Origin of the sequence: Devosia sp. SL43 (genome assembly GCF_021729885.1) — a bacterium.
Classification (GTDB): domain Bacteria; phylum Pseudomonadota; class Alphaproteobacteria; order Rhizobiales; family Devosiaceae; genus Devosia.
The window spans coordinates 893978-915239 of sequence record NZ_CP063401.1 but is presented as its reverse complement, the minus strand read 5'-3'; the positions used below and the strand labels follow the sequence as shown (position 1 = coordinate 915239).

Genomic DNA, 21262 nt, shown 5'->3' with positions numbered 1-21262 from the left:
ACACGCCTTGAGCGGCTTCGCGCAGGTCAAAAGCAAATCTTGTCGTTCCAGCACACTTCTTGATTTGGCGGGTGTGGGGCCTGCTGCACATTCGATATCGGCGGGATTGGTCTGTCCTGGAGTTTACTTTCGTAGACCGGTTCCGCTGCGGTCGAGGGTATGAGGACAACCTCATGCGAAAACGGCCGAGCCGCAGAGTAGGTCGCTGGGAGCAGTTCGCGAAACTGTGTCCCCAAGCGGTGTCGTTGTACGGGGACTCCGTTCATCGACAGCCGGTGACGTGGAAATGAAGGGCTCCTCGTCGATCAGGTCCGGATGCAGGAAACCGCCACTGGCGGAAATGGGAAACTAGGCATTCAGCAAGGGAGCTGACGATGAAATCGATTATCAGAGCAGGAATGATCTCCGCCATGTGTCTACCGGCGGCGACAGGGGCTTGGGCCGCGTCGGGCGACACCCTGAAGTCCGTCCAGGACCGCGGCGTACTCAATTGCCCGGGCCACAACGGATCGTATCTGGGCTTCGCCGAGGTGGACGACAAGGGTGAGTGGAAGGGGCTGGATATCGAACTTTGCCGTGCGATCGCCGCCGCGGTGCTGGGCGATCCGAGCAAGGTCAATATTATTCCGATCAGCTGGGAGCAGCGTTGGCCCGCCCTGCAGTCGGGTGATCTCGACGTCATGATCAAGGCGTCCGGGGGCACGCTCAGCCGCGACGGCGAACTGGGCATGCAGTTCAGCAACTCGTATTACCTCGGCACCACCAAGGTCATGGCGCACAAGGAACTCGGCATCAAGAGCCTGGCCGAGGCCGATGGCGGATCGATCTGCGTGCCGGCCGGCACCTCGACCGAGCGGCAGGTGATCGCCTATCTCGATCGAATCGACATCGAGATGGAGCTCGTCGCCATTGAGAAGACCGAGCAGTTGGACAAGGCCTATTTCGAGGGCCGCTGCGATACGTACGCCCAGTGGGGCCCTGTGCTTGCCATCGCAGCATCCCAGTCCGATACGCCCGACGGTCACGATCTGCTGTCCGACGTCCTGGCCGTCGAGCCCGAAGTCATGATCCTGCGTCAGGGCGACGACAACTGGGTCGATATCGCCAACTGGACCCTGAGCGCCTTGCTTTTCGCCGAGCAGGAGGGCATCGACTCCACCAACGTCGATGAGCTCAAAGCCAATCCGCCCTCCGCCGACATTGGCAAGTTCCTCGGCGCGACGCCCGGCGTGGGCACCGGACTCGGCCTGTCCGACGACTGGGCGTACAATGTCATCAAGACCGTCGGGAATTATTCTGAGGTGTTCGAACGCGGCCTCGGCTCGGGTTCTCCCTACAAGATGCCGCGCGACCTGACGGCCCTGTGGAACAACGGCGGCGTGTTGTTTCCGATGGTCTTCGACTGATCTCTGCAACCAAGCCGCATCCGGCAGCAGCCGGATGCGGACCTGCTTCCGGGACGTGAGGTTTTAGATGAGATTGGACACCTTCTGGCGCAGCAGCGCCGCGCGGAGCGCTCTGCTGCAGAGCGCTTTCATCGCCGCCATCGGCGCGCTGGTGGTCACGGCGGTACTGGTTGCCCAGTCGAATCTCCGCGCGCAGGGGCTGACGTCCGGCTTCCAGTTCCTGTGGAAGGCAACGTCCTGGGACATGAACTTCGCGGTGATGCCCGCCACCCCCGAGAGCCCTTACTGGTGGTACATCGTGGTGGGACTCTGCAACACCCTGTTCATGGGATTGCTCGGTCTGACCGGGGCGACGGTTGTGGGGCTGGCCGTGGGCATGGCGCGCACGGCACGCAACCCATCCGTTCGACTGCTCGGCACTATCTACGTCGAGACATTCCGCAATCTTCCACTCATCCTGCAGCTGTACTTCTGGTACGCCCTGTCGACCAACCTGCCCAATCCGCGCCAGGCGATCGAAGTGGGCGGGACGATGCTGACGGCGCGTGGAATCTACGTTCCCGGTCTCAACATCGCATATTCGGCAGCCGTGCTGGCGGTGGCCATCCTCGTGGTCGGCGGAATCGCGATCGTCTGGCTGTCCAACACCCGCAAGGTCCGCCGCATGGATGCCAAGCAGCGGCGTTCGCGCCTGGGTCTGACGGCTTGCGCCTTTCTGGCGGCGGCTCTGGGCGCCGTGTGGTGGGGCTATTCGGCCGGCACCAACATTTTCACGATGCCGCAATTGCAGGGCCTGAACATCCGAGGTGGCATTCGCATTCAGCCAGAGGTCTACAGCCTAGCGTTTGCCATAAGCGCTTATGGTGGCGCCTATGTGGGTGAGATTGTGCGGGGCGGCTTCAAAGCCGTCAGGCCTGGTCAGGTGGAGGCTGCGCGGGCGCTGGGCCTGTCTTCGTGGCAGGTCTTCTGGCGCGTCCAGATGCCACTGGCCTTCCGCGCCATGCTGCCGATTCTGACAAATCAATATGTCTGGCTCATTAAGGCCACTACTCTGGGCATAGCGGTCGGCTTCACAGACTTCTTCATGGTGATCGCCAGCTCGATCACCCATTCGGGACAGACTCTCGAGTTCATATTCATCTTGATGGCCGGCTTCCTGCTCGTCAATTTCTCCCTCGCCGCGGTCCTCAATCACATCAATCGCGCCATTGCGATCAAGGGCGACCAGATTGGAACCGGATCATGACATCGGTATCGAGTTCCCCCCCAACGGTTCGCAGCAGATCGCTTTCTCGCATCCTTCCCGACTATTTCGGTTCGGCGGGGTCGACGTTCCTCACGCTGCTCGGCTGCGGAATCCTCGCGACGATCGCGTGGTTCGTGCTGGACTGGGCGGTTCTGCGAGCCACATTCGACGCCACGGCCACGCGGGAGGAATGCCTTGCACGGGGCGGCGCCTGCTGGTCGGTGATCGCTGCCCGCTGGCGCATCATTCTTTTCGGAATCTACCCCTTCGAGGAACAATGGCGGTCGGCACTGGCCTGCACTGTCGTGGTCACCATCATCGTGGTGAGCTGCATCCCATGGTTCTGGCGCTTCTGGCGGCTCGCTTCGGTCTGGGTCCTGGGGACGGCTGCGTTCTACCTCCTCATGCGGGGCGGCGTCTTCGGACTGCGCCTCGTGAGCGAGCAGAACTGGGGCGGCCTCGCTCTGACGCTGCTCATGTTCGCCACCACAAGCGTGCTCGGCATGCCCCTCGCCATCGTGCTAGCTCTGATGCGCCGGTCGAAGATGCCAGTCATTGCCAAGACCACGGGCATTTTCATCGACACCGTTCGTTCGCTGCCTCTGCTGGCGATCCTCTTCACCTTCGCCGTGGTGGTGCCCTTCATGCTGCCCGATTTTCTGGTTGGGGAGAAGCTCTATCGGGTCATCGCCGCCAGCACGCTCTTCTTCGCAGCGTACGAGGCCGAGATCATCCGCGGCGGGCTTCAAGGCATTGCGAAGGGCCAGGAGGAAGCTGCCCAGGCCTTGGGCCTCTCCTATTGGCAGTCGATGTCCCGGGTCATTCTGCCTCAGGCATTTCGCCTGGCACTGCCGGCGACGATCAATCAGTTCGTGATCACTTTCATGGAAACCTCGCTGATCGTTGTGGTCGGGTTCATCGAACTGTTAGCTGCGGGCAACGCCGCCTATCAGACCGGCGAATGGCGCTTCGCCTATGTGGAAGTCTATGCCTTCGTCGCCGCAATCTACTTCGTCTTCGTCTTCGGTCTCTCCCGATACGGCGCCTATCTCGAAGGTCGCCTAAGCGTCGGGCGCAAGCAGGATCATTGAAATGCACGATAGCCCGCCGGTGATCCAACTCACCAATGTCGACAAGTCCTTCACCGACTTCCGTGCGCTTCGCTCGATTTCCTTCGAGGTGAAGCGCGGCGAGAAGGTCGTCATCTGCGGGCCTTCGGGGTCCGGCAAATCCACTATGATCCGCTGCATCAATCGGCTGGAGACATACGACGCCGGCGAGATACGCGTCTTGGGAACGCTGTTGGACGACGACGTGAAGGCCATCGAGGACGTACGGCGCGAAGTTGGGATGGTGTTCCAGCATTTCAATCTGTTCCCGCACATGACCGTCCTGGAAAACTGCGTGCTGGCACCGATGCTGGTGAGAAAGATCTCGCGCGCCGAGGCGGAGGCCACCGCGATGCGGTTGCTGGAAAAGGTGAAGATTCCCGATCAGGCGGAGAAGTATCCCGGGCAGCTCTCCGGCGGGCAGCAGCAACGTGTGGCGATCGCCCGCGCCCTCTGCATGCGGCCAGAGGTGCTGCTCTTCGACGAACCGACCTCGGCCCTCGATCCCGAAATGATCGCCGAAGTGCTCGACGTCATGACCACTTTGGCTTCGGAGGGCATCACGATGGTCTGCGTGACCCACGAGATGGGGTTTGCGCGCAAGGTGGCCGACCGAGTTATCTTCATGGATCGCGGCGAGATCGTCGAAGAGGGGCCTCCGGACGCGTTCTTCTCCAATCCGCGCAATGAGCGCACCAAGCTGTTCCTATCACAGGTACTCAGGCACTGATCATGGCAAAGGCTCTAGTAACAGGCGCAACCAGTGGGATCGGGCGTGCCATCGCAATCGCGTTGCAGCGTGCCGGCCATGACGTGACCGCCGTCGGCCGACAGCCAGAGGCACTGGCGGAGTTGGCTGAGCGGGGAATGACGCCGCTGCGCCTCGATCTCGTTGATGGCCAGGCGGTGAAGGCGGCGCTGGCGGACGGGGACTTCGACATCCTCATCAACAACGCCGGCGTGATCTCGCCGCTCGTTGCCTTCTGCGACAGCGATCCAGACGACACCGACCGTCTCGTGTCGATCAATCTCACCTCCACGCTTCGGGTGACGCGAATGGTCGCCCCCGGCATGCGCGAGCGTGGGCGGGGACACATCTTCTTCACGGGATCGACCGCTGGACACGGCCCTTTCGCCAATCTCGCGGCCTATGGCGCCACCAAGGCTGCTTTGGGCAGCTTCGCGCAGGCATTGCGGCTCGAAATGGGAGGCTACGGCGTGCGGGTGACGGAGATCGTGGCTGGACGAGTGCAGACCAATCTTTACGGCGATATCCTCTCTGTTGACGCGCGGGCCGACATGTATGCCGGTGCGCAGGCCGTTCAGCCTGACGATCTGGCAGCCATGGTGCTTGCCGCTCTCTCTCTACCAAAATCGGCCAATGTGTCTCGCATGGATATCCTGCCGACCTTTCAGGCCAGCGGCACCGGCAATTCGAGGAGGAATGAACGATGAAAGATATGTCAGTTCTTGTGGTCGGGGGGGGCGCGGGCTTGGGCGCCCTGATCGCGCGGATGGCGGTCGACGCCGGCGCCTCGGCGATCGGAATCATCGACATCGATCAGGCCGCTGCTGATCGTGCCCTATCGCCAGCGCTTGAGGCGGGCCTGCCGGCTGCAGCGGTTGCCTGCGACATCCGCACTGCAGCGGCTGCCAACGAGGCGGTCAAGACGATCGTGGCTCGTCTTGGACGTGTCGACACGCTGGTGAATTCGGCTGCGATCTATCCGCGCAGGCCTTTGCTCGAAATTTCCGATCACGACTGGGACGAGTCCAACGCGATCAATGTCAAGGGCACGTACCACATGATGGTTGCTGCCATACGTCATATGCGCATCCAGGCCGTCCGCGATGACGTGCGCGGACGTATCGTCAACATCACCTCCGTTGATGCATTCAAGGCGCATCCGCAGAATGCCCATTATGCGGCGACCAAGGCTGCTGTGGTCAGCCTGACCCGTAGCTTCGCCCATGAGGTTGCTCCTCTTGGGATTCTGGTCAATTCCGTTGCTCCTGCAGGAATGGCGACTGCCAAGGCCAGGGAAACGGGGTTCCTGGCTGAATTAGCAGCGGCCAGTCCGTTGGGCCGTGGTGGCGAGCCGCGCGAAATGGCGGAATGGGTTCTGATGGCCGGCGGGCCCAAGAATACTTACATGACCGGCGAGAACATCATTGTTTCCGGCGGCTATATCTACGCCTGACATTGCAAGGGCATCTCATGGTTGAACTGCACAAGAACCTTATCAACGGGGAATGGGTGGGCTCGGACGGTGTCGAGAACATCAACCCGTCCGATACCGCCGAGGTCGTGGGCCTTTATGCCCGCGCCACGGCAGAGGAAACCAAGCAGGCCATCGCTGCGGCCACGGCGGCCTTCCCGGCCTGGTCGCGCTCGGGCATCCTCGAGCGCCATGCGATCCTCAGCAAGACCAGCCAGGAAATCCTGGCGCGCAAGGCCGAGCTGGGCGAACTGCTGAGCCGTGAAGAGGGCAAGACGCTGCCCGAGGGCATTGGCGAAGTGACCCGCGCCGCGCAGATCTTTGACTTTTTCGCTGGTGAAGTCCTGCGGCTGGCCGGCGAAGTGCTGCGGTCGGTTCGTCCCGGCGTTGGCGTCGAGATCACGCGCGAGCCAATTGGGGTCATCGGCATCATCACGCCGTGGAACTTCCCGATCGCCATCCCGACCTGGAAGATTGCCCCGGCCCTGGCCTATGGCAATACCGTCGTGATTAAGCCGGCCGACCTGGTGCCAGGCTCGACCTGGGCCATCGTCGACATTCTCCACCGCAATGGCCTGCCCAAGGGCGTGCTGAACCTGGTGATGGGCAAGGGTTCGGTCGTGGGCCAGACCATGCTCGACAGCAAGGACGTCACCGCCATCAGCTTCACCGGCTCGGTCGGTACCGGCAAGCGCGTGGCTGCCTCGTCCATCGAACACAACCGCAAGTTCCAGCTGGAAATGGGCGGCAAGAACCCGACCGTCGTGCTCGACGATGCCGACCTCAAGGTCGCCGTCGAAACCGTTGCCCAGTCGGCCTTTTTCTCGACCGGACAGCGCTGCACCGCCTCGTCGCGCGTCATCGTGACGGAAGGCATCCACGACAAGTTCGTCGATGCGCTGTGCGAGCGCACCAAGAATCTGCGCGTCGGCGACGCCCTGGCCAAGGAAACCGAGATCGGGCCTGTGGTCGATCCGAGCCAGCTCAAGCAGGACATGGACTATATCCGCATCGGCCAGGACGAAGGCGCCGAGTTGCGCGAGGGCGGGCAGCGCGTGAACGCACCGACCGAGGGCTATTTCCTGCAGCCGGCCCTGTTCACCGGCGTCACCAACCAGATGCGTATCGCGCGCGAAGAGATTTTCGGACCAGTCGCTGCGGTGATCAAGGTGAAGGACTATGAGGAAGCTCTGTTCACAGCCAATGACACCGAGTTCGGCCTGTCGGCTGGCATCGTCACTACCTCGCTCAAGTACGCGACGCACTTCAAGCGCAATGCCGAAGCCGGCATGGTGATGGTCAACGTGCCGACCGCGGGTGTGGATTTCCACGTGCCGTTCGGCGGGCGCAAGGGCTCGAGCTACGGTTCGCGCGAGCAGGGCAAGTACGCGGCCGAGTTCTTCACCGTGGTGAAGACCGCTTATACCGCAGCGGGATGAGGAGCCGACCGTTCGTCACTTGACATCCCGCTAAGGACCATCGCGTGTCGTCGCCAGCTTTCCGATCGCCATGTTGATCTTACGTCGCTCCACAGCAATTCTGGATTTTGCTCTCGTCGCGGCTCTCTATTGCGCGCCAACGGAGTGATGACCATCGTCCGCGGCGTGGCAATTTTAGAGATGGTCTCCGAGAGTCCTATGGCCCGATCAAGGGTGCGCTGGCGGTCCCGATGGTTCTGGCTAAAGCCATCGCACCCCTTGCCGTCCGCAATTTCGTTCCCTCAGCTTAAAGCGGCCAGTTGGCTTGCTACCCCATCTCAACCACCTGCCGCACCCGTCAGGGAATGTCGGCCTTTAAGAAGTCGCTGAAGGGTCCTGGATGACCGAAATGGCCGCAAAGCTGTCGCAGGATTCGCATAGTAGGCGGACTGGAACTGCGGCTTGGGGCGGGAGGCAGACTGAAGGCCTGGGTGCGCACTAAAGCGAACAGCAGTCGTTCACGCCTTGATTGGTAAGCCCGCACCAAATCGCGTTTGTGCTGCGAGGTGTTTGCCGCATCAATGTACCCAGCGGGGTTGCGAGCGCTGCTTCTCGGTATATTGCGCAAGGATCACCGCTAGATTTTGCGCGATTTGAGGGCTGCACCTGTGGCGTAGGTATAGCGCCTCGCCCGGCCCATTCGAGAGATCGCGCGGCGGACACTGCGCGATGTCAGGGGACTAGAGCCGCGCAAAAATACCGACAACGTCCGCGGCGGCCTCTAGACCTCAGTCGCTCAAACCCGCCATGAACCGGATCGCCGCCTCCAGTTCCTCGTCCGAACAGTCTTCGCATAAACCCTTCGGCGGCATCGCTTCGAATCCTTCGATGGCCGACTTCAGCAAGGCGGGCAGACCTCTTGCTAGCCGGGTGTTCCAGTCCCTCGCAACGCCGGCCTTCGGAGAATTCACCATCACATTTGCAGGCGCGTGGCAGGCAGAACAGTAGTCGCGATAGATTTCGTCACCGGCGCGATCCTGGGAAGCCGCCGGTCCAGTGATGGCAGCGAGCAGGGCGATGGCGAGTATCCAAGCCTTCATAATGAGCGGACCTTCGATGTAGTGATTACCAAGAGTAAGGGCGGCCGGTTGGAACCGGCCGCCCGCTGGGACTACTGGCCTTCCTGGGCGTGGAACATCGTCTCTGCGTAGAAGATGCCCAGCCCGTAGCCGCCTGCGTGCTCCTTCGCGATGTCCATGACAGCGGCATAGGTTTCACCGCGCGCCCAGTCACGCTGAAGTTCGAGAAGGTACTGAACCCAAGTGATCGGACGGGCACCAGCCTGAACCATCCGCTCGATCGCCCTGTCGTTGGCCTCGTCACTGATACCGCCGGACGCATCAGTCACGAAGTAGACCTCGTAGCCCTGTTCGAGGGCGGAGAGCACCGGCATCACGCCGCACACTTCCGTCCAGAGGGCGGAGACAACGATCTTCTTGCGACCGGTCTCGGCAACGGCGTCCGAGACGCGCTGGTCTTCCCAGGTGTTCATGGTCGAACGGTCAATCGGCACCTGGTCAGGGAAGACAGCCTGGATTTCGGGGAAGATCTTGCCGCTGAACGAATCCGCAGCGACGGTCGTCAGAATCGTGGGAACGTCGAAGACCTGGGCGGACTTTGCCAGGCCGGTGACGTTGTTGCGCAGTTCCGCGATGTCGATCGAGCGGGTGGCAAATGCCATTTGCGGCTGATGGTCAATGAGCAGCAGGACGTGGTTGTCGGGCGTCAGCAAGCTACTGGCCGCTGGAGCGGCCTCGGCGTTCGCACCAACCAGACCCAGAGGAAGGACCAGTGTTAGGGCTTTGAAGATATTAGATATATTCATTTTAGGTCTCCTTGCAAAGCGATGTTCAAATCGCAGGAGACAACATTCCGCCACTTTCTGTTTGATAACAATTCAGAGGAAATCTAATATACTATTTCATATGGCTGAATAGTAATGAGCTCGAGAGCAACCCATGATCCGCGACCTTGTCTCGCTGAGGACCTTCGTCACCATCGCGTCCCAGGGCAGTTTCGCCAAGGCAGCGGACAAGCTCGGGATTTCGAGACCACTCGCCACCAAGCATGTGGCTGATCTCGAAAAAGAGCTTGGCGCGAAACTGTTCAACCGCACGACGCGGCGGCTCAGCCTCACCGAGGCCGGCCGTACTCTCTCCTCGACGGCATCGACCCTGTTCGGTCTTCTTGAAGGTGCCGAGCAGGACATCAGGGGCGCGACCGCGTCGCCGAAAGGGACGTTGCGCATAAACGCACCAATGTCGTTCGGGGTGCTTCATCTCAGCGATATTGTGAGCGAGTTTCTTTGCATCTATCCCGATGTGGACGTTGAACTCACGCTGGACGACAGAACGGTCAACGTCGTGGAGGAAGGCTACGACATCGCCATCCGGATCCGACGCCTTGAAGATTCCACCTTGTTGGCGCGCCATCTGGGGCCGGCGCGCATGATCGTCTGCGCGTCTCCTGCTTACCTCGATGCAAACGGTGCTCCCCAGAGTCCAACCGATCTCGAGCAGCACCAGTGTCTCGTGTACGACTATTTGGCGCGAAGGGGCACTTGGAGTTTTGACCGGAACGGTGAAACCGAGAATGTCCGAGTGGCTGGCAGACTTCGTAGCAACAATGGCGAGACGCTGGTCAAGGCGGCGGTCGCCGGCGTCGGCGTGGCTCTTGCTCCGACATTCATAGCCTCGGACCATCTGAAATCGGGAGCACTCATCCCGCTGCTATGCGATTGGAAAGTGCTGGAGCCGTCCTTCTATGCCGTCATGCCTCCGGGCCGGATCGACGTTGGCAAGGTTCGGGCGTTTGTCGACCATCTGGTGAGCGCAGTAGGCAACGTGCCCTACTGGGACCGGGGCCTAGACTTTCTAGACTAGACGGGAGAGGCGGATATGACGGACGTTGGTGCACGGATGTTCGTCCTTACAATCCTCAAAGTCAGGGGCGCTTTTCCATTTCCGCTGTTGAACGATTGACGTCAAAATGGGCGGCATGACGATCGAAGAGGACACGGGTGTGGTGATATTCACCAACGTCCTGGTTTTACTCTGATCCAACGCCCTCGACGGCTCCTGGGTGACACGCGCACTCGCCCGGTCCAGCGCGGTAGTCGTGGCGCAAGCCAAGACCAAGTTTGCCGTTAGTATCCAAGGCTTCGACTGATTTATCGCAACGGCGGCAGGTTCAAACCCAATTCTACGGGTTCCAACGATTTTGTTTGCGGAGGTAACCGGTTTGGTTTGGTGGCGCGGGCCACTCGCAAGTGGCTCGTCCGCAGGTTACGGGCGATAAGGTGTTCGCATAGCCTAGGGAACTATTTGCATTATTCTTGCATGGTGGGCTTCGGCTAGTTTGAGCAAAAAAGGGCGCTGGCACCAGTGAGAAAGCCCTTTCAGAGAGGCACAAAATTTGCCGCCTACCACGGTAGCATAGGTCAGGTACGGGGCGTGCTGGCTTTCGCGGAGTCGACCACCACTTCGCGCGCCGGCCGCGCCAAGCATGTTCACATCCCAGAACATGCGAACATGCCCCACTTCTTCAATCGCCGGAGTGCACTCAATGACCAGAAAAATGGCCTACAACCCCCTCTCGTTCTACTTTACCCCCGAAGGCTTCAGATCCGATGCAGCGCCGCCGCTGACCGAGATACTCTCTGTTGTTCGAGATACCGGCTACGACGGTATCCATTCGGCAATTCCTGTCGGCAGCACGCCACAAGACTATCTTGCGCTCCTCAAGCAGTATGACCTCGTGCCAGCCCCGGGATATTTCCAGGCCAGTTTTGCCGACACCGAAAAGCTGCCGGACACAATCAACACAGCAAGGCGCCTGGCCGGCGATCATGCCCGCCTCGGGCTTGATCGCGTATTCATAGCAGAAGCATTCGGAGTTGCCCCTGAACGGACGGAAAAGCCGGGGCTCGGTGTTGGCGGCAGCGAAGAGCGCCTGTCTCGTATCGTGGAGGGCCTAGCGAAGGTCGCTTCAGCAATGGTGAGCGAAGGAATAGTTCCCTGCCTGCATCCGCACATCGGCACGCGCATCGAGACGGGAGACGAGGCTGACTTCATCCTGAATCGAATAAGCGCCAAAGACCTTCTCGTGGGTCCGGATACCGGCCACCTCAGCTGGGCCGGTGCCGACCTGACCGATTTCATCCTGCGTCATTCCGGACGGATAGGAGCGGTGCATATCAAGGACTATCGCAAGCCGGTTGCGGATCAGGGGATGACCTATACCGCTGCCAACAAGGCGAGCATTTGGACCGAACCGGGCAGGGGGAGCATCGATCTCGAGGGTGCTATCAAGGCCCTTGGGTCCTTCGAAGGGTGGTTCGTCGTCGAGGTGGATATTGCGGACCAGCCGACCGTGCCGGAGAGCGCCCGCGTGGCGGCCGAGTGGCTGCGTCCGCGCTTGAGCCTCGGCCGGCAGTAGTGAGGACGAAATCGGTGGCCAAGTGCGTCGCTCACATTGGTAGGAACTGATGGGCGATAACGGCTTCACGTCAATCTTCAACGGTGTCGACCTCACGGGCTGGTTCGCGACGCCGCGAACCTATGGTGAAATGTGGCCAGGCGGTCCGACTGTCCAGGAAAAAGCACCAGACCATTTTCCTGCCGACTATAACGAGCAGGCGGCCAAGCACCCGGCGGTCTGGACCGTGGAGGACGGAGTTATCGTCGGCCGGCAGGATAGCCCCGGCAGCGGTTGGGGCGGCTACCTGGTGACCGAGCGCAAGTATGGCGACTTCGAGCTCATGTTCGAGGCCAACCCCGATTGGCCGGCAGATACTGGAATCATGCTGCGCAAGCGAGCCCATACTTTTCATGGCTTGCAGGTGTTGCTCGATCATCGCCGGACAGGGGCAATCGGCGGTTTCTATGGCAATGGCATTGGCGGGTGGGCTGCCGCGCCGTTTGCCGTCAACGCAAACTACGATGCCGAGGGTCGACCGATAAGTCTGTATGAAGACACCAGCAGCGGGACCGTCGCGTCGATGACACCGGAGAAACGCGACCGCCTGACCTACGCGGCAGATGTGTCCGACTTCCTGTCCACCTGGCGGTTCCTGGATTGGAACGAGTTCCGCATAAGGATTGCTGGTGCCAAGCCCACCGCGGAAGTGTGGATCAACGACCTCAGAATCGCCGCTATCGACCTGGCAGCGATGCAGGCGCTGAACTACGACGCCGAAGCGGTCGCCGATTTTCTGGGGCCGGAGGGGCACATCGCCTTCGAGGTCCACGACAATGATCCCGGGCTGGGCAAGGATCGCTGGGGTCGCGATGCCTGTTGTCGGTGGCGAAACATTCGCATCCGCGAGCTCTAACAAGCCTACTGGGGCTGTGACCGACGCAGCCGCATCAGCCGATCATTGCGATAAGCTGCGCGCATCGCGCCTCAGACTCTTTCTATTATTCACGCATGTCTGCACCGGATAGCGTAGCGATACCTCGACAACGCTCGGGGTCAAAGGGAGGACTACATGTCGGGTAATCATGGCGGCGGCTTGTCGCGCCGCGCATTTCTTGCATCTACCAGCGCGCTGGCGCTTGCTGGTTTGGTCGCCCCCAGCTGGGGACAGGAGAGCTGGATACCAGCGGCAACAAGTGACCTGCCGCCTGCTGACGGTCCTCTGCGCTATCTGGATATCGGCGACCTGCACACTGTATTCTACAACAAGTTCTTCGCCGAGTATTCGAAGGCCCGTGGCATCGAGGTCGTGTTCGACGGCCTGACCTGGAACGATATCGGCACCGTGGTGCCGCTTGGTGTCCGCAATGGCACCGCGCCGGACGTTTTCATCCTTCCGAACGGCATGCCGCCTTCTGTCGCCGTAGCGTCGGGCTGGGTGCAGCCAATCGACGATCTGATCCCCGATTTCGCGAACTGGAAGGCTGGGTTTCCAGCAGGCGCCTTCATTGATGGTGTCAACGTCATCGACGGCAAGACCTATGGGCTACCCTATACCGGCGACCGGCGCAGCAGTTCCTTGCTGCTGTTCAACAAGGAAGCGATGGCCCTGACCGAGTTCACCCCAGGACCAGACAATCCGCTCAATTGGGATCAGTTCCGCGCCGCTGCACAGCAGATTACCACCAATTCGAAGGGTCGAATGTACGGCTGGATCGAAGGAGGAAACCAGCCGAACCGTTGGTCGGACGCCGTGACCAGCCTGGCTGCCAGAGCGGGCAGGGCATGCGGCAACTCTGCGGCCGGCTTTGCTTCCGGGGTCGACTTCCACACAGGCGAGATAGTTGTCGATAGCCCGGAATTTGTCGGCGCTGTCGAGCTGTTGTTGGCTATCCGCGACGATGGCAGCGCATTCCCGGGTCTGATGGGTATGTCTGCACCACAAGCTCGCGCCATGATGCCGCAAGGCGGTGCCGGCATGATCCTGCAGGGACCATGGAACGTGCCGCTGTGGGAATCCGAAAACCCCAACTTCGACTTCGGCTATGCCGCCACGCCCGCTCCGGCCGGCAAGGATGGCAAGACCTATACAAATTCGGTGATCGCCATTGGCGACTTGCTTTTCATCAACGCCAAGGCGAAGAACCCGCAATACGCCGCGGACGTATTCCAAATTCTGGGTACACTCGAGGGGCAGACCCAGTGGGCAAGCGTGGCATCGCCTGGCAACCCGGCCGCGTTCCCGGAAGCCAATCAACGGGCGACGCTCTCCGAGCGCTCGATCGGCATCCTGGCCTTGCAGGAAGATCAGGTTCGTGTGTCGCCCAACCCCTATGCCAAGAATGCGGGCTTCGTGGATGTCGCGCGCCTCTACGTTGCGCCGACCCCAAATCTAGCGCAAACGGTGCAGGGTCTGTATTCTGGCCAGTTGTCAGGCGTGAAAGAGAGCCTGACGGTGCTCAAGGAGGCCATGAATGTGGCACTCGACACTGCCTTCGCCACAGCAAAGGCCGAAGGCGCCAATGTGAACCGTTCCGACCTCGTGTTCCCCGACTGGGACCCCGCCGTGGATCACATCTAGGCGTCTGACGAATCTACGGCCGCTAAGCCGCTGCAACCGGCGATATCGTGTCGCCGGTTCATCCCTGTAGTGCGGTCGACTCGACAAAGCTCCTCTGGTGATAACCGCACCGATATCTTCGGGACTTCTTTGCATTGTCCGTGCCTGGCTGGGGTGGCTAGGCTTGTCCAACGGGCTGAACACGAAAACACGGTCGCTGGCTCGGAGGAGCCAAGGTGGTTGAAGGCACGCGCGGCGGCAACGCGCAGTTCGCCTCGCCCCGTGCGTCGGGCGCCGAACCAACCGCCAGATGAGCATCAGCCAAAGGCCGAGGAGGAACTTGTTGCATGACCAATCGCCTAGGGATCGGCATTGTGGGTTGCGGCCAGGCCGTCCAAACCTTGCATATTCCCGCCTTTCGGCATCTGCCGGACAAGCTGTTCATTGCAGCTTTGCACGATGCCTCGCCATCCGTGACCATCAGGCTTGCCGAGACCATTCCCGGAGCGACGCCCTATGCTTCGTTCGAGGCGCTGCTGAACGACCCCGCGGTGGATGCCGTGCTGGTGGCGAGCCCGAGCGCACTGCATGCCACACACGCACTGCAGGCCATGCGCGCCGGTAAACACGTGCTTATCGAAAAGCCGATGTGCTTCACCCTCGAGGAGGCAAGCGAACTCCAATCTGCAGAGCAGGAGAGCGGTTGTATCGCCCTGGTGGGCTATATGCGGCGTCACGCGGGCGCCTTCAAAGAAGCGGTGGCACTCATTGAGCCCCTACGGGGCGAGATCAACTTTGCCCGAGTCAGGGACATCGTCGGCCAGAGCCCGGCCTTCCTGTCTTCCATCACGGCGGTGATCCGCGGGGATGACGTGCCCGATGCGGAGAAAGAGCGCCTCGATGCGATCAGTTCGGCGGCGTTGAAAGCCGCCATTGGCACAGACGAAAACACGATGGCCGGCATCTACAACATGCTCCTGGGTCTCTCCTCGCACGATATCTCGGCAATGCGGGAACTGATCGGTCGGCCGCAACGCGTTCTTTCGGCGTTGTACCGCCGCGGCGGCCGGTTCATTTCCGCCGTCTTTGACTATGGCGACTTCGTCTGCCACTTCGAGACCGGTTTCGACCAGATTGCGCGCTTTGACGTGAATCTTGAGGTTTTCACGCCGCAGCGCCAGGTTCGCGTCGACTACGATACGACCTTTATTCGCCACCAGCCCGCGCGGCTGACGGTCACCGAGGCCAATACGCCAACAGGTGTTTCAACGCGCAGCAGCTACCAGAGTAGGCAGGACAGCTTCATCATCGAGTGGGAATACTTCCATGATTGCGTGGTGATGGGCCGTCGCCCCAAGACCGATATCAAGGATGCTCGCCAGGATATCGAACTGTTCGCCGAGATGATGAAACTGATGGCCGCGCAGTGAGCAGTGAAAATGAAGTATGGGGTCGAGTTGAATGAGCGAGAACGCGGTCATTGCTATGCTGGGTCGCCGGCTGAGGTTGGGCGTAATTGGTGGTGGTGGTTCGAGCCTTATCGGGCCCATTCACAGGTTGGCCGCGCGCTCTGACGACTATTACGAGCTTGTTGCGGGGGTCTTGTCCTCGAATGCCGAGAGGTCGGAAGACAACGCGGCCAAGCTCGGCATTTCGCGATCATATGCGTCAGTCGATGAGATGATTGCCGGGGAGGGTGCACGCGAGGACAGGGTTGATGTTATCGCCATCATGAGCCCCGACGACACCCACGTGCCTTATGCCATCAAGGCGCTCGAGGCCGGCTTCCATGTGGTTTGTGAGAAGCCGCTATCAACACGGCTTGAGGATGCAAGGCGTGTCGCGGAGGTGGCACGGGCAAGCGGGTCCGAGCTGTGCCTGGTTCACAATTATTCCGGCTACCCGATGGTCAGGGAGGCGCGGGCGGCAGTGGCTGCAGGCGAACTCGGACGAGTGCACCTGGTCGTCGTTACCTACCTCCAGGGTGCGCTGGGTACGATGGTAGAAGCCGACCCGGATCAGATGCCGTCCCGCCTTAAGTGGCGGCTCGACCCATCGCGCGGGGGGCAGAGCCACGCTCTTTCGGACATTGGCAGTCACGCGCACCATCTGACCCGGTACATTACGGGCGAAGAAGTCACCGATGTGTTCGCCGACCTCGGCGCTGCGATCGCCGGACGTATGGTGCACGACAGCGCATCCGTCCTGATACGATTGGGCAATGGAGCCAGGGGCAGCATTATCGCCAGCAAGGCAGCCTCGGGTGCCGTGAATCGGTTTTCGATCGAGGTCTACGGTGACAAAGCCGGTCTCGTCTGGGACCAGGCCAATGCCAACGAACTTCAGATCACCCGCCAGGGTCAGCCAGCCGAAACACGCATGGTGGGGCTACCAACGCTGCACCCCCTAACCAAGAAAGCCGTCCAGCGCACCGGAGCCTTTCCGGGCGGTTTTGTTGAGGCCTTTGCCAATATCTATAGTGACTTTGCCGAGATCGTGGCGGCCAGGATCGCCGGTTGCAGCCCCAACCCATTGACGCGACAGATTCCAGGAGTGGATGACGGCGTGGCCGGCCTGATGTTCATAGACGCCTGCATAACCTCGTCAAAGGAAGTGTCGTGGCGCCGCTGTTCATGACCGTTCAATCAGGGCGCTGACGCTACGTGACTACATCGGCGGAGAAGGAGCGAAATCACCCTCGCTGCCGATGTGTTTTTCGCAGATGCGCAACAGACCACTGAGCGGCGGCCAGTCAACCATCTCACCACGGAATACAGCACCCGTGACGATCGTGCGGCGACCAAGTTCAACGGGGACCGGCACGATTCGTGGGTTCATCGTATTGGCAACCGCACGGTCCGGAAGAATGCAGAGGTAGTCGCCCTTCTGCAGCATTGCAATTGTCGCGATCAAGGATTCGCAGCTGGCACGGATCCTGGGTGCTGATCCGAGGCGCTCAACGCAGGCGTGGATGGTTTGCAGCTCATAAACAGGGTCTGCCGTATAAACCAGCCATGGATAGTTGAGCAGCGCACTAGCATCCAGGTTTTCCCCTTTTTGCAGCCCGCCGAAAATCGGATGGTCCTCGCGTGCAACAACCCGGTCCACGATGGTGGTGTAGTTGCGCACCATAAGGCGCTGGTTGTTTTCCTCGACGACTTGCACACCTCCGAAGACCACATCGCACCGTCCCTCGACGAGGTCGATCAACGTGTCGTTCAGGCCCGACCCGTTATTCTGTATCTCGACGACGAGGTCAGGATGGTGGCGGTGCAGTTCCGCGACCACTGCAGGCAGGATGACTGCTCGCCAGAGTGGACCGGCCCGGACACGCAAGGTGCCGGACAGAACGGACTTGTCATCTTCAAGGCTGCGCTCTTCCAGCTCCCAGTGTCGCTGCAGCCTTTGAACAGAAGATACGACGCGCTCGCCGAACCCCGTAAGGACGACCCCTCTTGAATGTCGAACAAGGAGGTGTTTGCCGAAGTGGCTTTCTAGCTGCGCTATCGAGCGGGTCAGCGCGGGCTGCGTCACACTGAGTATGCCGGCGGCCCGGCGCATGCTCCCCGCTTCCGCGACAGTGCGCAAGCGCATCAGGTGTGTCATCAGGTCCAGCATGCCGATAAGGTATACGTATCACCAAGCCCTGTCATTGGGTTTACCGATCAGATGAAGTGATAATCAACACAAATGGGCAGAGGAGGTACGCGTGATAATCATTTCACATCGGAGCCGCGCATCTTTGCATTATTCTCGAATAGCTGCCGGTGCTAGCCATGAGAGGACGGCAGCTCGGCGGAAGTTCGGCGCCTCACGACGGAGGAGTAGATGCTCAACATGCCGACGACATGGCGCGGGCCACATTGCGACCGCTTGGCCGCGGCCAGCCTCAAGGCGAAGGAGGTCACGTCATGACACGCGCTGATCGTCTGCTTCATCGCATCTGGGCCGCACGCATAGACTATCTTTTCATCGTGCCGGGGCTGCTGATTTTCGGTGTTTTCGTGGCGTGGCCGCTCTTTGCATCAAACTACTACTCGCTCCTGGACTGGTCCGGATTCGAGGATAGCGGGACGTTCGTTGGTCTGCGGAATTTCCAGGAGCTCTTGAACGACAAATTCTTCCGCGACGCCTTTGCGCGTTCCTTTGCCTTCACCGTCTCGACGGTCCCGCTCCAGATGTTCTTGAGCCTGATCTTCGCGATTGTTCTGAACGACCGTCTGCTCAGGCTTTCGACGTTATTCCGTACGCTGATCTTCCTTCCCGTCGTGACGCCGGTGGCGGTCATCGCCATCGTCATGGTTCTGATGCTCAGCCCGTTCAATGGACCTATCAATGGTCTGCTCGTGAACCTTGGCATGCTGTCGCGACCGATGGATTTCTTCGGCGATCCGAACCTGGTCATGTGGTCGCTCGCCATCATTTTCGTCTGGAAGTGGACCGGGGTGACCCTCATCTATTGGCTCGCGGCGCTCCAGACCGTGCCGAACGAACTCTATGAGGCTGCAAAGCTGGATGGCGTGAAGACCTGGCAGGTGATCCTCCACATCGTCCTGCCAATCATAGCGCCCTTTGCCGCGGTGATAGCGCTCATCTCCTCGATCGCTGCTCTGAACGTCTTTCCTCTCATTCAGGCAACCACGGGCGGCGGGCCATTCTTCGCTTCCGAGGTGATGGAGGTCTACATTTTCCGCACCGCGTTCGCGCCGAGTCCAGGGCAGTTCCCGCGCCTCGGCTACGCGTCCGCCGCTGGCGTCCTGTTCGGCCTGGCTATCATGGGTCTGACTATCCTTCAGGGCGTCGCCATCCAGAAGGTTCGTAGCCGCCGCCGGGAGGTCTCCAATGGCTGATATCGCTGCTTCTTCCTCGCGGGTGGCGGCTCAACGCCAATCGCTGTTTAGCCCCCGCGGGAAACGCATCCTGACTTCGGTCGTTCTCGCAGGCATATGCGCCATCTGGGTCTATCCGCTGCTCTGGATGCTGGCTGCATCCTTCAAGTCGAACGACGAGTTGTTCCGCAATTCAGGACTTATCCCTGAAATGCCGACGTTCGAGAATTACTCAAGGGCCTGGGTGCAGGCGAATATCTCAAAGTATTTCTTCAACACGCTGGTCGTCACGGTCGGGTCCGTGATCATCACCACGATGTCGTCCGCGCTAATGGGCTACGTCCTGGGGCGTCGGCCGCTTCCGGGCAAGTGGGCGATCTTCGGTTTGATGGCCTTCACCCTTTTCATTCCTCAGGCATTCACGATTATCCCGATCGTCGAGCTGCTCACCCGGTTCGGGTTGTCGCAGTCGCTCTGGGGGCTAACACTGGCGACCAGTGGTCACTCGATCGTCGTATTCACCCTTCTGTTTGCCGGTTACTTCACCCAAGTGCCCAAAGAGCTCGAGGAAGCCGCCCGCATGGATGGCGTCGGGCCATTCAAGACCTTCTGGTACGTCATGTTGCCGCTGTCCATGCCCATCGTGGTGACGGTCATCGTCATGCAGACCCTGCAGGCCTGGAATGACTTCCTGCTCCCGCTAGTGGTCACGCTGGCAAACCCGGAGTTGCGCACACTCTCTGTCGGCATCTATTCGTTCCGTGGCGAGCACTTCGTTGACTGGGGCGGAATGACCGCAGCATCGGCGATCGCGATCATCCCCGTCATCATCCTGTTCCTTTTCTTGCAACGCTACTTCGTTGACGGCCTGGCCGGCGCGGTGAAGGGCTAATCGGAGGGCATAGCCGTGTCCAGCGTAATACTGAGTAACGTCAAGAAGAATTTCGGCGCTGTCCAGGTGATCAAGGGCGTCGATATCAACATCGCCGAAGGGGAGTTCTGCGTCTTCGTTGGCCCCTCAGGCTGCGGAAAGTCCACGCTGCTCCGGATGATCGCCGGCCTTGAGGAAATCTCCGGCGGCGACGTCGCCATCGGCAACCGCCGGGTCAATGACATTGATGCATCCAAGCGTGGGACTGCGATGGTCTTCCAGACCTACGCGCTTTATCCCCACATGACCGTCGAGCGAAACATGGGCTTTGGGTTGCTCATGAATGGAACGCCCAAGGATGAAGTAAAGCGGCGTGTCGACGAGGCCGCTAGGATCCTGCGTCTGGAGGACTACCTAGAGCGTAAGCCAAAGGCTTTGTCGGGTGGACAGCGCCAACGCGTTGCGATCGGGCGTGCGATTGTGCGTCGACCTGAGGTTTTCCTATTCGACGAGCCATTGTCGAATCTTGACGCCGAACTGCGTGTCGCCACCCGTCTCGAGATCGCCAAACTGCACACGCAGCTTGAAGGGTCGACGATGATCTATGTCACCCACGATCAGGTCGAGGCTATGACGCTGGCCGACAAGATTGTTGTGCTGCGCGACGGCCGGGTCGAACAGATCGGCAAACCGCTGGACCTCTACGAGAGACCCGACAACATCTTTGTGGCGGGGTTCATCGGCAGTCCGAAGATGAACTTCCTCGAGCTCAGGGATGGCGCATTTCCGTACAGCTCGAAGCCGACTGATATGGCAACTGGGGCCAAGACGCTTGGCGTCCGGGCTGATGGCCTCACCGTATCCGCGGATGGCCCGCTGCGCGGCACCGTGACTGTGGTGGAACAGCTTGGCGACGCCGAGTTCATCTACTTCCAGACGTCATGGGGTCAGGAACTGGTCGCCAGATCGGAGCCCGGCAGTGAGGCGAAGGCCGGCTCTCCGATCGCTTTCGCCCTGAGCGGTCGCACCCATCTCTTCGACGCGAACGGTTTGGCCATCCGCAACGCAGCACCCTAAACGCTGGCCCCGTCAATTGACGGAGCCAGTCTCATTAGATTTTGTTCAGTT

Annotated in this window: 19 protein-coding genes; 16 read left to right on the top strand and 3 right to left on the bottom strand. The window is 60.4% G+C overall.

The features are described from left to right. Positions 1-374: 374 nt before the first annotated feature. The 7 genes from IM737_RS04535 to IM737_RS04505 all read left to right on the top strand — a co-directional run bounded on the left by IM737_RS04535 (position 375) and on the right by IM737_RS04505 (position 7419). Positions 375-1406, top strand: coding sequence for an amino acid ABC transporter substrate-binding protein (locus IM737_RS04535; protein ID WP_236898674.1), 1032 nt, complete (start codon positions 375-377; stop codon positions 1404-1406). Positions 1407-1473: 67 nt separating this feature from the next. Beyond that, positions 1474-2652 (top strand): ABC transporter permease subunit, encoded by a 1179-nt coding sequence (locus tag IM737_RS04530; protein ID WP_236898673.1) that lies wholly within the window; start codon positions 1474-1476, stop codon positions 2650-2652. Continuing rightward, positions 2649-3743, top strand: coding sequence for an amino acid ABC transporter permease (locus tag IM737_RS04525; RefSeq protein ID WP_236898672.1), 1095 nt, complete (start codon positions 2649-2651; stop codon positions 3741-3743). The genes IM737_RS04530 and IM737_RS04525 overlap by 4 nt, the downstream gene beginning before the upstream one ends. 1 nt (position 3744) lies before the next feature. Beyond that, positions 3745-4491: an amino acid ABC transporter ATP-binding protein gene (locus IM737_RS04520; RefSeq protein WP_272906545.1), complete on the top strand. Its 747-nt coding sequence runs from the start codon at positions 3745-3747 to the stop codon at positions 4489-4491. Positions 4492-4493: 2 nt separating this feature from the next. Then, the gene (locus IM737_RS04515; RefSeq protein WP_236898671.1) at positions 4494-5216 is read left to right on the top strand and encodes an SDR family oxidoreductase; all 723 of its coding nucleotides are present in this window, start codon (positions 4494-4496) and stop codon (positions 5214-5216) included. Next, positions 5213-5962: an SDR family NAD(P)-dependent oxidoreductase gene (locus tag IM737_RS04510; RefSeq protein WP_236898670.1), complete on the top strand. Its 750-nt coding sequence runs from the start codon at positions 5213-5215 to the stop codon at positions 5960-5962. Before IM737_RS04515 ends, IM737_RS04510 begins: the two co-directional genes overlap by 4 nt. Positions 5963-5979: 17 nt before the next feature. Continuing rightward, positions 5980-7419, top strand: a complete 1440-nt coding sequence (locus tag IM737_RS04505) for an aldehyde dehydrogenase family protein (RefSeq protein ID WP_236898669.1) — start codon at positions 5980-5982, stop codon at positions 7417-7419. Positions 7420-8186: 767 nt separating this feature from the next. On the opposite strand, the gene IM737_RS04500 is transcribed toward IM737_RS04505, so the two are convergent. Both IM737_RS04500 and IM737_RS04495 read right to left on the bottom strand, forming a co-directional pair. Further along, positions 8187-8498, bottom strand: coding sequence for a c-type cytochrome (locus IM737_RS04500; protein WP_236898668.1), 312 nt, complete (start codon positions 8496-8498; stop codon positions 8187-8189). A 71-nt stretch (positions 8499-8569) separates the two neighbouring features. Beyond that, on the bottom strand, positions 8570-9283 hold the full coding sequence (locus IM737_RS04495) for a hydrolase (RefSeq protein WP_236895903.1): 714 nt from the start codon (positions 9281-9283) through the stop codon (positions 8570-8572). Positions 9284-9416: 133 nt separating this feature from the next. Between IM737_RS04495 and IM737_RS04490 the strand changes: the two genes are divergently transcribed. From IM737_RS04490 to IM737_RS04465, 6 genes are all read left to right on the top strand, one after another. After that, the gene (locus IM737_RS04490; protein WP_236898666.1) at positions 9417-10340 is read left to right on the top strand and encodes a LysR family transcriptional regulator; all 924 of its coding nucleotides are present in this window, start codon (positions 9417-9419) and stop codon (positions 10338-10340) included. A gap of 682 nt (positions 10341-11022) precedes the next feature. Further along, positions 11023-11895: a sugar phosphate isomerase/epimerase family protein gene (locus tag IM737_RS04485; RefSeq protein ID WP_236898663.1), complete on the top strand. Its 873-nt coding sequence runs from the start codon at positions 11023-11025 to the stop codon at positions 11893-11895. A gap of 49 nt (positions 11896-11944) precedes the next feature. Next, complete coding sequence (locus IM737_RS04480) at positions 11945-12790, top strand: 3-keto-disaccharide hydrolase (RefSeq protein ID WP_236898661.1); 846 nt, start codon at positions 11945-11947, stop codon at positions 12788-12790. Positions 12791-12946: 156 nt separating this feature from the next. Next, positions 12947-14455: an ABC transporter substrate-binding protein gene (locus IM737_RS04475; RefSeq protein WP_236898659.1), complete on the top strand. Its 1509-nt coding sequence runs from the start codon at positions 12947-12949 to the stop codon at positions 14453-14455. A 326-nt stretch (positions 14456-14781) separates the two neighbouring features. Next, positions 14782-15864 carry a Gfo/Idh/MocA family protein gene (locus tag IM737_RS04470; RefSeq protein ID WP_236898658.1) on the top strand — a complete coding sequence of 361 codons (1083 nt, stop codon included), beginning with the start codon at positions 14782-14784 and terminating at the stop codon, positions 15862-15864. Positions 15865-15895: 31 nt separating this feature from the next. After that, positions 15896-17071: a Gfo/Idh/MocA family protein gene (locus IM737_RS04465; RefSeq protein WP_236898657.1), complete on the top strand. Its 1176-nt coding sequence runs from the start codon at positions 15896-15898 to the stop codon at positions 17069-17071. 30 nt (positions 17072-17101) lie between these two features. Here the strand turns inward: IM737_RS04465 and IM737_RS04460 are convergent, their stop codons facing one another. Continuing rightward, complete coding sequence (locus IM737_RS04460) at positions 17102-18052, bottom strand: LysR family transcriptional regulator (RefSeq protein ID WP_236898656.1); 951 nt, start codon at positions 18050-18052, stop codon at positions 17102-17104. A gap of 293 nt (positions 18053-18345) precedes the next feature. On the opposite strand from IM737_RS04460, the gene IM737_RS04455 reads away from it, so the two are divergent. Genes IM737_RS04455 through IM737_RS04445 form a run of 3 tightly spaced genes read left to right on the top strand, consistent with a single transcriptional unit; the run spans position 18346 to position 21211 of the window. Then, positions 18346-19284: a carbohydrate ABC transporter permease gene (locus tag IM737_RS04455; RefSeq protein WP_236898655.1), complete on the top strand. Its 939-nt coding sequence runs from the start codon at positions 18346-18348 to the stop codon at positions 19282-19284. After that, positions 19277-20155 (top strand): carbohydrate ABC transporter permease, encoded by an 879-nt coding sequence (locus tag IM737_RS04450; protein WP_236898654.1) that lies wholly within the window; start codon positions 19277-19279, stop codon positions 20153-20155. Before IM737_RS04455 ends, IM737_RS04450 begins: the two co-directional genes overlap by 8 nt. Before the next feature lie 15 nt (positions 20156-20170). Further along, the gene (locus IM737_RS04445) at positions 20171-21211 is read left to right on the top strand and encodes an ABC transporter ATP-binding protein (RefSeq protein ID WP_272906544.1); all 1041 of its coding nucleotides are present in this window, start codon (positions 20171-20173) and stop codon (positions 21209-21211) included. Positions 21212-21262 lie beyond the last annotated feature (51 nt).

Coding starts and splice junctions, on each gene's coding strand:
- IM737_RS04465 (WP_236898657.1), top strand. CDS start 15,896: ATGAGCGAGAACGCGGTCATTGCTATGCTGGGTCGCCGGCTGAGGTTG.
- IM737_RS04535 (WP_236898674.1), top strand. CDS start 375: ATGAAATCGATTATCAGAGCAGGAATGATCTCCGCCATGTGTCTACCG.
- IM737_RS04520 (WP_272906545.1), top strand. CDS start 3,745: ATGCACGATAGCCCGCCGGTGATCCAACTCACCAATGTCGACAAGTCC.
- IM737_RS04530 (WP_236898673.1), top strand. CDS start 1,474: ATGAGATTGGACACCTTCTGGCGCAGCAGCGCCGCGCGGAGCGCTCTG.
- IM737_RS04490 (WP_236898666.1), top strand. CDS start 9,417: ATGATCCGCGACCTTGTCTCGCTGAGGACCTTCGTCACCATCGCGTCC.
- IM737_RS04510 (WP_236898670.1), top strand. CDS start 5,213: ATGAAAGATATGTCAGTTCTTGTGGTCGGGGGGGGCGCGGGCTTGGGC.
- IM737_RS04475 (WP_236898659.1), top strand. CDS start 12,947: ATGTCGGGTAATCATGGCGGCGGCTTGTCGCGCCGCGCATTTCTTGCA.
- IM737_RS04470 (WP_236898658.1), top strand. CDS start 14,782: ATGACCAATCGCCTAGGGATCGGCATTGTGGGTTGCGGCCAGGCCGTC.
- IM737_RS04515 (WP_236898671.1), top strand. CDS start 4,494: ATGGCAAAGGCTCTAGTAACAGGCGCAACCAGTGGGATCGGGCGTGCC.
- IM737_RS04505 (WP_236898669.1), top strand. CDS start 5,980: ATGGTTGAACTGCACAAGAACCTTATCAACGGGGAATGGGTGGGCTCG.
- IM737_RS04450 (WP_236898654.1), top strand. CDS start 19,277: ATGGCTGATATCGCTGCTTCTTCCTCGCGGGTGGCGGCTCAACGCCAA.
- IM737_RS04485 (WP_236898663.1), top strand. CDS start 11,023: ATGACCAGAAAAATGGCCTACAACCCCCTCTCGTTCTACTTTACCCCC.
- IM737_RS04480 (WP_236898661.1), top strand. CDS start 11,945: ATGGGCGATAACGGCTTCACGTCAATCTTCAACGGTGTCGACCTCACG.
- IM737_RS04495 (WP_236895903.1), bottom strand. CDS start 9,283: ATGAATATATCTAATATCTTCAAAGCCCTAACACTGGTCCTTCCTCTG.
- IM737_RS04460 (WP_236898656.1), bottom strand. CDS start 18,052: ATGCTGGACCTGATGACACACCTGATGCGCTTGCGCACTGTCGCGGAA.
- IM737_RS04500 (WP_236898668.1), bottom strand. CDS start 8,498: ATGAAGGCTTGGATACTCGCCATCGCCCTGCTCGCTGCCATCACTGGA.
- IM737_RS04455 (WP_236898655.1), top strand. CDS start 18,346: ATGACACGCGCTGATCGTCTGCTTCATCGCATCTGGGCCGCACGCATA.
- IM737_RS04525 (WP_236898672.1), top strand. CDS start 2,649: ATGACATCGGTATCGAGTTCCCCCCCAACGGTTCGCAGCAGATCGCTT.